This is a genomic window from Flavobacterium piscisymbiosum (genome assembly GCF_020905295.1).
Lineage (GTDB): Bacteria > Bacteroidota > Bacteroidia > Flavobacteriales > Flavobacteriaceae > Flavobacterium > Flavobacterium piscisymbiosum.
Map to the genome: position 1 here is coordinate 3,971,326 of NZ_JAJJMM010000001.1, position 12,971 is coordinate 3,984,296.

The window sequence follows — 12,971 nt, forward strand, 5'->3', positions numbered from 1 at the left end:
GCCCTTTATAAAAAATAAAAGACAATCGAACAGCAGTTCTTTACATCAAAAAATAAATTAAAATCTAGAAAAGTTGGTATAAGTGCAGGTGACTATGACACTGAATTTGATAAAACGTAGTGACACTGTAAATTAGTTTATTTACTAAAATTTTAAAATGTAAAAGCTTAGAAAAAAAAGGCGTTTTTAGTATCGTGCTATCTGAAGTTGTAGCCCTGTGTTTTATTTTATTTTTTACTATGAAATGAATTTCCAGATTTTTAGACAATGAAAAATCCGAAGATAGAAAATACGGAATTTCATCGGCAGAAACAGTATCCAGAGTACAAGAATCAATAAGTTCTGGCTGATATCTATTAGGCTCTGTGCTTCTTATAAAAGAAAGCGAGAGTAATAAAACAAGACAAAAAAACTTAAAGTGTTTCATGAACAAAATTCTGCGACCCCTGAAAGGATTCATTAAAAAAGACAGGAAATAAATTTGATAGTGCGCCAAATATAGTAATTTGAAAAATAAGCAATTCTTAATTTTTTCTAAAAACGGTAAAAATTTAAGTTTTAGTAACATTGAATGGAAGATAATTATTAGTCTGATTCTAATTTTAAGATCCCGTATTGATTTAAGAATTCTACTTAGGGTTCGCTTTAAATCTTCAGAAATAAAACAGTAAATATTTGATCTTAAATCAGATATTAGCATTTTAAATTTGAAGAAGCACTATCGAAAAACTAAAAAAAACAGGATAATAAATTATGCAGCAAAACTATTATCCAATTCTGGAATAAATTGGTAAAAAAGGAGTGATAGCGCAGGTTATTTCGATTTTAAAGCTCATTTTAAAAATAAATAACAGGCCAAATAATGTAAATAAAAGAATAAACTTACATAAAAGAATTAAGGGAATTGATTTTCTCTAACGATCAATTTTATTTAGGATTTTCTGGATGGGTTTTTATGCGTAATAAAAGCACTAGAATTATTCTTTTGTAATTGGGAAACTAAAATTCTTAAAAAAGTTTACGAAGATTAATTAAATTTCTGTTCTTTGCTACTTAAAGTTTTTATCAAAAAAAAGTAACGAAATCCAAGTCTTAGCGACCAACTGAAAGTACAATATTATTAGGTATTTTAAGTTAAGATTAATCATCGTATTTACGTTTATGGACAACAGGAAGTTTATATTAAGTTTAAAAAAAGGTAATGAGGCTTCTTTCAAAGAAGTTTACCTGACTTATTATGATAAACTGATAAACATTGCCAGACGTTTCGATTTTACGGTGCTGACTCCGCAGGATTTTGTTCAGGAAACTTTTTTAAGATTGTACAACAAAAGGGAATTATTAAACGAAGAGGTTTTATTTGATAAACAATTGTTTACAATCTGCAAGAATATTATTCTCAATCATGTTAATAGGGAAAACAGAATAATTCAGCTTGATCCTGAGTTCGAAAAAATGGAACCTGAGGATACAGAAACCATAATTTTTGAAGAAAGAAGAGAAAAACTACATAATTTTATCAATCTTCTTCCGGAACAGCAACAAAAAATATTTAGTTTACATAAATTGGAAAACCTTAGCTATAAGGAGATTGCGGCAATTACAGACCTTTCTGAAAAGACAATTGCCAATCATATTTATCTTGCCAGTAAATTTATTCGAAAAAAAATCGAAGAGCATTAGGAACTTTTGTGTTCTCGTTTGTTATACTATAAAACGGAAACATAAAATGCATATCGAATCTTATAAAACAGATGTTACAACCAAAGAAGATGCAAGCTTTATTGTGGTGCTTCTGCAGTTTATCATTTCTGATTGTATCATGAAATTCGACTTAGAAAATAATAATCATATTCTAAGAATCGAAACCAACAGGGATATCAAGGAAATGGTTTACGGTGTTTTTAATAAACAAGGATTTTATTGTCAAAAAATATAACGCCCCAAGCAATGGATGAAAAAAAATTAGAAGAAGAATTGAAAAAAATCTGGGACGAAACCCCCATTTCGCATTCTGATAGCGAAAAAGAAGCTTCGTGGGCAGAATTTCAATCGAAAGCCTTTCCTTCAAAAAAGAAGAAAAATAATTCGTGGCGTCATTATGCAGCAGCGGCAGCCATTTTACTTTTTGTACTGTTAGGAACCGGAATTTATTTTAATGGTTCTTCTTTAATAAACAGCACGAGTTTAAATGTGGCTGGAAATACGATTGAAAATACAACTTCGATCATCAAAATTATTGCTTTACCGGATAGTTCAAGAGTAGAGTTGAGTCCGAATTCTAAAATTGTATATGCTGATAATTTTGCGGTAAACAGAAAACTGGAAGTTTTTGGTGAAGCCTATTTCAAAGTAAAAAAAGATAAAAAACATCCTTTTCAGGTAGTTTGTAACGAAACGACAACTACAGTTTTAGGAACCTCTTTTACAGTTACGGGATACAATAAAAATAGAGTAGAGGTTGCCCTTTACGAAGGAAGTGTACAAATGAATGTAAAAAATCAGGACAAGAAATGGATCCTGAAACCCGGCGAAAAATTTACCTACGGAAACGAAACCGTTTCTATAGTTGATTTTGAAAGATTTAAGGATTTTGATGATCAAAAACTAACTGATGTTGCTTCTTATATTGAGTCGAATTATGGCTATAAAGTAATACTTCCGGCAGAATATACTAATCAGAAAATTACAGTACGCATCAATAAAAAAGAAGAATTAAAAACGATTCTCGAATTACTATCAGAAATGTATAACCTAAACTTTGAAATAAATGAAGATTTAAAACAGATTACTTTTCAATAGAAAAGAAAAGGATGCACTAGCCGCGAAACTAAACATCCTCCTCATTGTCAAGATAGTATGAAGCTATCCTATTTAATAATATTCAAAAATACAAAATTTCATGAAGCATATAATTTCAGCATGCTTTTTTTTATTCAGTTGGTGTATGTTTTCCCAAAACGTAACCGTAACGGTAGACCAGACTGTAACATTAAAAGAATTTTTTAAGCAGATAGAAAATCAAACCGATTTTAAATTTGCCTTTACAGATCAAATTAATACAAGTCAAAAATATTTTACCCAAAAACGTACGTTTACCAATACCGATATAAAAGAATTGATCAACGAACTGAATAAGAGCGCATCAATTCAATTTTCGATAGTAGGCAATAATATATTCGTAAAGCAAAAAATTACGAAAGCAGCATCGGCTAAAAAAAAAAACAAGCTAACCGGTCAGGTTCTTGACGATAACAGAGAGCCGGTTATTGGTGCTAATGTTTATGTAAGAGAAGCTGGTACTGGTGCTACAACTGATGCGAATGGATATTTTTCGATAGAACTTGACAATGGCACTTATACTGTTGAGATTAGTTATGTAGGTCTGAAAAATAAAGAAAAGCGTATTACGATTTCTGATGATGAAAGAATGAAATTTAACATGGAATCAGGCAGTCAGCAATTAGAGCAGGTGGTCATCACAACAAGCAAGGCAGTTGATGTAAAGAATACTCAAATGAGTGTGAATAAACTTTCGATGGCCGAGATCAAAAGACTCCCGACTGCGATGGGTGAGCCGGATCCTTTAAAATCATTATTGACTTTACCCGGTGTTACCAATGCCGGCGAAGCTTCATCAGGGTTTAATGTTCGTGGTGGTGCCGCTGACCAGAATTTAATTCTTTTGGATGGTGCTCCGGTATATGGAGATTCTCATATGTTTGGTTTCTTTTCTATTTTTAATGCAGATATTGTAAACGGATTAGATTTATATAAAGGAGGGATTCCGTCTAAATTTGGAGGACGTGTTTCTTCCGTTCTTGATGTAACTCAGCAAACCGGAGACCTTAATGATTATAAAGTAAATGGAGGTATTGGTCTAATATCAAGCCGACTTTTAGTGCAGGGGCCTCTTAAAAAAGATGTGGGTTCGTTTATTATTGCAGGACGTGCTTCTTATGCGCATTTATTTTTAAAGCTTACTGATATCAAGAGTTCTGTAATGTTTTATGATATTAATGCTAAGCTTAATTACCGTTTGGGAGCCAATAATACAATTGCTTTTTCCGGTTATATGGGAAATGATTTATTTGATATTAATAACTTTTTTGCCAGTACTTACGGTAATACTATGGGAACGGTTAGCTGGAAACATAAATTTTCAGACAATTTAAATACGAACCTTTCTGTTTTTTACAGTGATTATAAATTTAATCTTCAAATACCTTTTCAAAAATTTGAATGGGATAGTAAAATTACCAACTACGGACTTAAATACAATTGGAATCACACGATATCAGACAATTTTAAACTGAATTATGGTATCGATGGTTTGTATTATGATTTTAATCCGGGAACTGTACAGCCGTATGGTGTCGATTCGCAGTTTAATTACAGTCAGTTAGATAAAAAATATGCTTTAGAGACTTCTGCTTTTCTTGATGTCGAAAATCAGGTTACAGAAAAACTGAATCTTCGTTACGGTCTTCGATACAGTACATTTTTACGTTTAGGCGGAGAAACTATTAGTACTTATGAAAATGGACAATCGGTAGTATACAATCCGTTATATCATATTTATGAAGAAGCAGACCCAATAGGAAGTAAATATTACGGAAAAGGAAAAACCATCAGTAAGTTTGATAACCTTGAACCGCGATTGGCCTTGTCCTATGCTTTCAATGATGAAACTTCGGTAAAAGCGAGTTATAACAGAATGGCGCAATACATTCATATGTTGTCGAATACCCGCGCTCCGTTGCCTATGACGATCTGGACACCAAGCGGACCTTTTACAAAACCACAAATGCTGAATCAGTATGCAGTAGGATATTTCAAGAATTTCAAGGAACGTGAGTATTCATTTGAAGGAGAATTATTTTATAAAAAAATAAAAAACCGTATCGATTATATTGATGGTGCAAATTTATTGGGTAACAATAATATCGAGCAGGATATCCTGAACGGAGAAGCGAGATCATACGGTATGGAGTTATTGTTCAGAAAAAATACAGGTCGTTTTACAGGATGGGTTGCGTATACTTTGTCTAAAGCTGAACAAAGAACGCCGGGAAGAACGCCTGAAGAACCGGGTATTGCCAATGGAGGCTGGTATTTATCAGGATACGATAAATTGCATAATCTAAATGTTACTGCAAATTACGAGTTCAATCCTAAATGGTCTTTTAATGCTAATTTTAGTTTACAATCAGGTCAGCCGGTAACGTATCCAAACGGTTATTATGAATTTGGCGGAAGAAATGTACCTAATTATACCTTGAGAAATGCGGACAGGCTTCCTGCATATCATCACCTGGATATTGGCGCAACTTATACGCCTAAACCAGATAAAAAACAAGGATGGCAAAGCTATTGGGTATTTAGTATTTATAATCTTTATAACAGACAAAATGCTGCATCGATCACGTTTTCTCAAAATGATACTACGGGAGGGAATGAGTCAAAACAGTTGTCTATTTATGGTTTAGTACCTGGAGTTTCTTATAATTTTAAATTTTAATAGTTATGTTGCGATTAAAAAAATACAACTTAAAAAGTAAAGCATTCACTTTATTTAGTCTTCTTTTTGTTTTACTTCTTTCATCCTGTGACAAGGTTGTTGAACTTGATCTGGAAACTGGAGATCCTAAAATAGTAGTCGATGCCGAGATCATTTGGGAAAAAGGAACAAGCGGAAACGAACAGACCATAAAAATTACCAGAATGGCTTCGTATTACAGTCCAACGACACCAAAAGTTTCAGGAGCACAGGTAAGAGTTGAAAATAGTAATGGAGATATTTTCACATTTAATGAAGCTGAACCGGGTTTATATAAGTGTACTAATTTTGTTCCTGCAATTGATATGGAATATAAATTATTTGTACAAGTTGATGGACAAACTCTAACCGCTACCGAAAAATTAGTTTCTGTGCCGAAAGTTGAAAGAATAGACCAGGAATTTATGGCCGATGTAACAGGAGAAGATCTTATTGTGGTAACATTTTATTATAAAGATCCTGCTGATCAGGTCAATTATTATCTAACAGATTATAAAACGGATATTTTGCCTTATCCGGAATACACATCGACAAGTGACGAATTTTTGAATGGAAATGAAATCAATGAAAAATTTACAGATGAAGATCTAAAGCCAGGGAAAGTTCTTGATATCACACATCGTGGTATTTCTAAAAACTTTTATAATTACATGAATTTGATTTTAGAAGCAACAAATTCGAACCCTTTTGGTGCAGTACCGGGCAATATAAGAGGAAATATTATCAATACTACTGATGCTAACAATTTTGCTTTAGGCTACTTCAGGCTTTGTGAAGCAAACCGTATGTCGTATACAGTAAAATAAGAATTTAATTGGAGGTTGATTTGTAAATACATCTGGCATATAAATAATTATGTCAGGTGTTTTTTTATTTAAACCGCATCATCAATTGGGCTTTGTTGCAATAATTTATTTAATCCTTCTTTATCAAATAAAATTCTTCCGACTTTAATGTCAGACCATCCTTTTTTTAATTTATAAGTAAAGGTGGGTGTGCTATCAATCAATTCGCAATCTAAATAAAAAGTAGAAACATTACTGTTGGTAAAGTTCTTTAATTCCTGAAGGTGTGTAGAGATAAAAAAATAGGAATCCTTATACTGACTTAGACCTTGTATCGTTGTTTTGCATATTTCTAAGGCATCTTCGATATTGGTACCATTAAAAATTTCATCAAAAACAGCGAAACATCTTTTTCCTTCGGCAGCGTTTACAACGACATTTTTAAGATTTACAATTTCGGTCATAAAATGACTATAACCGTTTAAAATATCATCTCGTTTATTAATTCCAATCGAATAATTATTGCAAAAAGGAATTATTCCCGCAGAAGCTGGAATTCCTAATCCCAAGTTTCCTAAATAAATACATAAACTTATTGATTTAAGAAAAGTCGATTTCCCGGACATGTTTGGCCCATTCAGAACAATCACATTACAGGTAGAGCTAAAATCATTTTTGATTGGATTTTTAAGTATAGGATGGTAAAATTCAGTTAGATTTATTGCCTTTTTATCGAAAGTAGGAAAAACAAATTTTTTAGTAATTATAGCTTTATTAATAGATAAATACGATTCAAATAAAAACAAATCTTCCCAAAAAAGATCTATTTTATTATCTGATTTTAGTTTAGAAATTTTAGCTGTTATTTCTTTAATATGCTTGTATTTGAACTTTCTCTCCCGAATCATTTCTTCGTATTTTCTTAATTCTAAAAAAGAAAGAAAAACTAAAATTCTTTTTAAATCGGCTCGATACGTTTCAGGAAAATCTTTTAAATTAATTCTTGAGAAACAAGTAGACTCCAATCGATAAAAAAATAATACTAATTGATGAATTTTATTATGAAGAAGAATGTCATCATCAGTAGGGTTTGAAAATATAAACCGTTTTCTTTCGGCATCTTTTTCTTTAAAATTATGTAGAAAAGTATGCACTTCATTGAGATAAAGAACCGTATAGGAATAATCTTTTAAAACCTTATAATTCGCAGCAAAACCTATTAGAATATTTTGTCGTTCAATGATTGCATCCTCAGATTTTAGAGGAGTTTCTAATAAATTCAGAATCTTGTTTTTAGTAAAAGAATTTAAAGAATAATCGAAAATAGGTAATACTTCATTTTTAATATTTAAATCCTGAATATTCTTCATGTTTAGTATTTTGGGTTATTTCGATTAAAATTTAAAAACGATTCTTCTGCTTTTATAATGCGAAATTTAAGAAGATTAAATGTATAAAATATCCAAACCAAGCAAAAATATTACTCCTTCTTCAAATTGCTAATTTCCTCAGCAGAAACTTTTATCACCGTACCATGTCGCGTTCCCGATGGAAAACTAACCTTGTCTGAAATATCCTGCCAGCCTTTTGAAGTTTGTTGTACAGCACCGTATTTTTTCAATGTATATTTATCAAAGTAAACCGTCCATTGATTGTCGATTTGAATGGCTGTTGGTCCTTCGGCCCAATAATTTCCTGTAATAGGTTCGCTGGCTTTACTATAAGGACCTGTCAGCTTTTTACTGATGGCGATTTTTAAATTTTTCTGTACCGGATTACGCGTTTCATCTTTAAGGTACATTACATATCCCTGATCCTGTTTTACAATCGAAGCATCGATAACATTAAAGCCGGGTTCGTACAATAATTTTGTTTTTTCAAACTTTTTAAAATCCTTCGTAGTCGTATAATAAATGCGGTGATTGTATCCTTTTTCTTCATCCGATTTTGTTTCAGGAAACTTCCCGTCTATTGTCGAAGCCCAATAAATCATATAGGTTTTATTTTTTTCGTCGAAAGTAATTTCGGGAGCCCACGTATTTCTGGCTTTTTCCTCATGCGCCATTAACGGAATAAATTCCTGTTTCGACCAATGAATCAAATCTTTTGATGAAGCATAACCAATCCCTTTATCCGTCCAGCTCACTGTCCAGACCATATGATACAATCCGTCGCCGCCTTTAACCACACAAGGATCTCTCATCAGTTTGTCTTTGCCCACTTCGGGAGTCAAAAACGATGTGTCATTTTTTAAAGTATTCCATTTATAACCATCTTCGCTATACGCCAGATGAAGTCCGTCTTCGCCATTTCCTTTAAAATAAGTAAATACATATCCTTCAGGTTTCAGAATATAATTGTTAGCAGCAAGCCATTTTTCACAGTCTTTTGGCCAGGATGCATTCGTTCCTTTTACGCCTAAACCAAAACCGTGACCGCCATCTTCATACAAATGCATTTCGGCAGAAACCTTTTCTTTTTTTAAAGCCAGATAATAATTGATGCTGTTTTCAACCGGAACCGCTTTATCATCAGTAGCGTGAACCAAAAAAGCTCGGGGAGTGGTAGCATTAATCTGTTTTTCAGTAGAATATTTATCAATGGCTTCACTTACCGCATTTTTGCCTAATAAATTATCCCTTGAACCCTCATGAGTAATTCCGTTTTGCATGGAAATAACAGGATAAATTAAAAGAGAAAAATCAGGTTTAGCACTTGTTGTATCAATTGGCGTGTAAACTTTGTCATTATAATGCGTGCTTAATGTTGCTGCCAAGTGTCCTCCGGCAGAAAATCCCATAATCCCAATTTTGTTCGGGTTTAGTTTCCATTTTGCAGCATTTTTACGTACCAATCGAACCGCTTCCTGAGCATCCTGCAAAGGTCCAACTGTTTTGTTTTTCATGATCAGATCACTTGGTAATCTGTATTTTAATACAAAAGCATTGATACCCAAACTATTGAACCATTCGGCTACTTTATAACCTTCTTTATTAATCGCCAGCATGCCGTAACCACCGCCCGGACAAATGATAACCGAAGTTCCGTTTGATTTTTCGGCATCGGCAAAATAAGCAGTAAGAGTAGGTAAAGTGACTTGTCGAACTCCTTCGGAAATATCGCCTTTGCGGTCTGTTATTTCTGAATATGCCGAATATTTAATTTCATCAGGGATTTTATCCCATAACGGAATTTCCTTTTTTTGTGCAAATGATGGAGTGATCATCCAAAAGGATATCAAAAAGAATAAGGCTTTTAGCGGTTTCAAATTATTTGATTTTTTCATAAAATTCTATTTCAACAATACGTAATTGTCCGGTTACATCTACTGATGTTTTATCTTTATATAAATCTAGTTCTTTTCTAGCATCTACTTCAACAATTTTAGCAAAACCGTCTTTTTCCTTGCTTGATCCGATTAATTCAACAGTGATTTTTTCAGCAAGAACAGGCTCCAAAGCGATAGTAATATAACCCAAACTTTGAGTTGTATTACCTTTAAAAACTTCTTTTCCATCCGCTAAAATACGAATAGGATAAATTTTGGTTCTCCATCCTGTCATTTTTACCACACATTCGTTTACTATAGTTGGTTTCGAAAGCGTGTATGTTATCGATCCTGTATTAAGGTTTCCGTCATTTCGCCATTCTGTCAATTCATTATCATCGTAACTTTTATAAGTATCATTATTATTCGATGGCGAAACAGCGTTCAGGATATTTACAGCAATTCTTTTTTGCGTATACGAAGGCATTTTTGGCGTTGAGCCGCGTTCTAAATTCGAAGGAAGATCTATTCCCGGCAATTCTTTCGTAATGCCGTTTACAACCGTTACAGGTTTTGTTGTAAAATTGATTTCGGCTTCTTTTAGTCCTTTCGCGGAAGCGGTAACCTTTATTTTTCCGGCTTTCGCCAAAGATTGAATCATGACTCTGTTGATGCCATTTTCGACCGGAATTTCTTTTGAAAGAATGTAATTGTTTGGCCCTTGTGCAATTCCTCCAAGCCAGTTCGCAGGTCCATCAAGAGTAAAAGTGATCAAATCATTACTGATCGGGCAACGGTTTCCGTTTTTGTCAACCACTTCAACATCAATCAGAGCAACATCATTACCGTCTGCCAGCATTCCTTCAGGTTGAGTGTGTAATTTTAGTTGAATTGCTGCCGGTTCATCAGCCGTGATTTTAGAATCTTCGCTAAAAACGGTTCCTTTTTCATCATAGCCAATCGCTTTAATTGTTCCGGATTTCCAAGCTATATTTTCGAAAGTAAATAAGAATTCGCTGCTTTGTTTACCAAAACCTTGTGAAACTCCATTTACAAATAGTTCAACTTTAGAAGCTGTCGAAACTACGTAAATGTTTTTGACAACTTTATCAGTATAATTCCAGTGCCCCATAATATGAGTGCGGTGTTTTTCGATATCAACCCAGCCATCCCAAATCACCTGATGCGCCCAATAACCGTCTTTGGGAATGCGCATGGCATCGACTTCGCCGCTTGTTCTGTAATTTTGCTCCCCGCGATGGTGCGTATTCGAGTCCGAAAATATGATATTTACACCGCCTGAATTCACTCTTTTTCCGGTTCCGGGTCTTTCACGATAATAATCATACCAGCGTACAATATTTTCTATAGCATGTCGATCCTGATTGTGATTGTAATCCTGAGCAGGATTGCCGCGATACAAAGGACCGTCGCCTTCTTTATGATACGGAGGGGAGAATTCGTCCCAATATTTACGCAAACCTTCATCTCTCGAATATTCAGTTGCCCACAAAGGTTTTCTGGCGCTTTTATTAATATAAAGCATTTCTCCGCCATATTCAGCTTCCTGACTGTCCAGCATTTCACGGGAACCAATCGCGCGTCCTCCAAAAGGATCATACGTATCCCTGAGGCTTTTCATTTCATGCATGTGCGGTTCGCTTATCGATTCGTTGCCGCTTTCATAAAAAATAATACTCGGATTGTTTCGGTTATAAATAATGGCATCGCGCATCAGATTTACCCGTTGTTTCCAGGTATCGCCCTGCGCATCTTTTTCGGCGTCGCCTGCGGGCATTGCCTGTAATAATCCCACTCTGTCGCAGGATTCAATATCCTGTTTCCAGGGCGTTACGTGCATCCATCGCACTAAATTTCCATTGCCTTCTACAATTAATTTATTGCTAAAATCACTTAACCATTGCGGAACCGACATCCCAATTGCCGGCCATTCATTACTGGTTCTCTGCGCATATCCTTTTACCTGAAGTACCCTGTCATTCAACCAAAATTGTCCTTCTTTAAATTCCGTTTTCCTGAATCCGGTTTTAGTCGAAACTTCATCAATAGTTTTTCCATCCACTTTCAAAATGGTTTTTACGGTATATAAATAACCGTATCCCCAACTCCAGAAATGTAGATTCTCAACGAGATGATTTGCTTTTAAAGTTTTAGTTTCGTTAGGTAAAACAGTCATTTTTTCACCAGAGAAAGAAGCAATTGGTTTTCCGTTAATATCTTCAATTAGTACTTCATATTCAACAGTTTTAGATGTATTGAATTCATTACGAATTTCGGTTTCGGCATTTATTACAGCGCTTGCGGCTGGAATATCAATTTTAGAGGGATAAATATAAACGCCAGTAGTTTTTAGAAAAGAATAGAGTGGAAGTGTCTGATATAATTTACTAGTAATATGCAAAAAGACGTTTTTAGGAATGCCGCCATAATTAGCATTAAAATTAATATTGTTCCATTGATAAGAAGCTCCAGTGGCTTTTTCTTTGTATTTCCAGTCATTATCAATTCGGAGTGCAATAGTATTTTCTGAAGGGAATGGTTTAATTAAATCCGAAATATCAAAGCCAAAAGCCATCACGCCATTTTCATGAAGTCCCACTTTTTGTCCGTTTACATAAATTTCTCCCGCTTGTCGGATGCCTTCAAATTCAATAAAAATTTTGCGATCCTTAATTCCTTTAGGCAATTTGAATTTTTTACGATACCAGACAATTCCTGTGGTGAGATGTTCGATGTCTTTTTCAAAAGCTTCTTCCTGATTGTAGGCATGCGGTAGGGTTACTTTTTTCCATGAATTATCATTGAAGTTTATAGTCCCGGCATCTTTAAAATCTCCTGTTTTTAGTTTCCAATCGGCATTAAAATTAAACTTTTCTCTCTTAAATTCCTGCGAGAATAAAACGGAATTAAACAGGAATATAGTAAAGTATATAAAAACTTTTTTCATTGGGATTGTTGATTTATAATAATCTGAATCAGTTGGAATACTAATTCAATTTCAACTTTTCAAAATCTGAAAAATTATTAAAGTAAAAGTATCAGCATAGAGTCAAATTACCATCCTGTAGCATCCTGTTTATAGAATTAAATACATAGTAAATTGTAGTATTTGTTTTTCAATCCATAATTTTTTATATAAATAAATAGGAATAGTAAAAAAATAAATAAATATTTTTTTTGATATGATATTTTGATGTTTTCTCTTTTAAATACTGGTTGTAAATCAAGCTGTTGTGTGTTTTTTCTGTTAAGATAAATATAAAAAATAATATAAGATATTGAAAGCTAACAGGATACTACAGGATACAGAGCATGGAGGTTCTCGATAAATTTGGAT

The 12,971-nt window shown here is 33.7% G+C and carries 8 protein-coding genes; 5 read left to right on the top strand and 3 right to left on the bottom strand.

The window, feature by feature from the left end; translation table 11 throughout:
- Positions 1–1,161: 1,161 nt before the first annotated feature.
- The 5 genes from LNP81_RS17165 (at position 1,162) to LNP81_RS17185 (ending at position 6,366) form a co-directional block, all read left to right on the top strand.
- Positions 1,162–1,683, top strand: coding sequence for an RNA polymerase sigma factor (locus LNP81_RS17165; protein WP_230037947.1), 522 nt, complete (start codon positions 1,162–1,164; stop codon positions 1,681–1,683).
- 46 nt (positions 1,684–1,729) lie between these two features.
- Positions 1,730–1,939, top strand: a complete 210-nt coding sequence (locus tag LNP81_RS17170) for a hypothetical protein (protein WP_194614862.1) — start codon at positions 1,730–1,732, stop codon at positions 1,937–1,939.
- A gap of 11 nt (positions 1,940–1,950) precedes the next feature.
- Positions 1,951–2,802 (top strand): FecR family protein, encoded by an 852-nt coding sequence (locus LNP81_RS17175; RefSeq protein ID WP_230037949.1) that lies wholly within the window; start codon positions 1,951–1,953, stop codon positions 2,800–2,802.
- Positions 2,803–2,902: 100 nt separating this feature from the next.
- Complete coding sequence (locus LNP81_RS17180; RefSeq protein WP_230037951.1) at positions 2,903–5,521, top strand: TonB-dependent receptor; 2,619 nt, start codon at positions 2,903–2,905, stop codon at positions 5,519–5,521.
- Positions 5,522–5,526: 5 nt separating this feature from the next.
- Entirely contained in the window at positions 5,527–6,366 is an 840-nt protein-coding gene (locus LNP81_RS17185) for a DUF4249 domain-containing protein (protein ID WP_230037953.1), read from the top strand.
- Positions 6,367–6,434: 68 nt separating this feature from the next.
- Here LNP81_RS17185 and LNP81_RS17190 read toward each other — a convergent pair whose 3' ends face one another.
- The 3 genes from LNP81_RS17190 to LNP81_RS17200 form a co-directional block, all read right to left on the bottom strand.
- Positions 6,435–7,715, bottom strand: coding sequence for a MutS-related protein (locus LNP81_RS17190; RefSeq protein WP_230037955.1), 1,281 nt, complete (start codon positions 7,713–7,715; stop codon positions 6,435–6,437).
- Between the two features lie 110 nt (positions 7,716–7,825).
- On the bottom strand, positions 7,826–9,631 hold the full coding sequence (locus LNP81_RS17195) for an alpha/beta hydrolase fold domain-containing protein (protein WP_230037957.1): 1,806 nt from the start codon (positions 9,629–9,631) through the stop codon (positions 7,826–7,828).
- A complete protein-coding gene (locus tag LNP81_RS17200; RefSeq protein WP_230037959.1) occupies positions 9,615–12,581 on the bottom strand; it encodes a glycoside hydrolase family 2 protein in 2,967 nt (988 codons plus the stop codon). Before LNP81_RS17200 ends, LNP81_RS17195 begins: the two co-directional genes overlap by 17 nt.
- Positions 12,582–12,971 lie beyond the last annotated feature (390 nt).

What these genes read in the sequence shown, in the direction of transcription:
- LNP81_RS17180 (WP_230037951.1), top strand. Translation starts at nt 2,903, where the DNA reads ATGAAGCATATAATTTCAGCATGCTTTTTTTTATTCAGTTGGTGTATG.
- LNP81_RS17175 (WP_230037949.1), top strand. Translation starts at nt 1,951, where the DNA reads ATGGATGAAAAAAAATTAGAAGAAGAATTGAAAAAAATCTGGGACGAA.
- LNP81_RS17170 (WP_194614862.1), top strand. Translation starts at nt 1,730, where the DNA reads ATGCATATCGAATCTTATAAAACAGATGTTACAACCAAAGAAGATGCA.
- LNP81_RS17200 (WP_230037959.1), bottom strand. Translation starts at nt 12,581, where the DNA reads ATGAAAAAAGTTTTTATATACTTTACTATATTCCTGTTTAATTCCGTT.
- LNP81_RS17185 (WP_230037953.1), top strand. Translation starts at nt 5,527, where the DNA reads ATGTTGCGATTAAAAAAATACAACTTAAAAAGTAAAGCATTCACTTTA.
- LNP81_RS17165 (WP_230037947.1), top strand. Translation starts at nt 1,162, where the DNA reads ATGGACAACAGGAAGTTTATATTAAGTTTAAAAAAAGGTAATGAGGCT.
- LNP81_RS17190 (WP_230037955.1), bottom strand. Translation starts at nt 7,715, where the DNA reads ATGAAGAATATTCAGGATTTAAATATTAAAAATGAAGTATTACCTATT.
- LNP81_RS17195 (WP_230037957.1), bottom strand. Translation starts at nt 9,631, where the DNA reads ATGAAAAAATCAAATAATTTGAAACCGCTAAAAGCCTTATTCTTTTTG.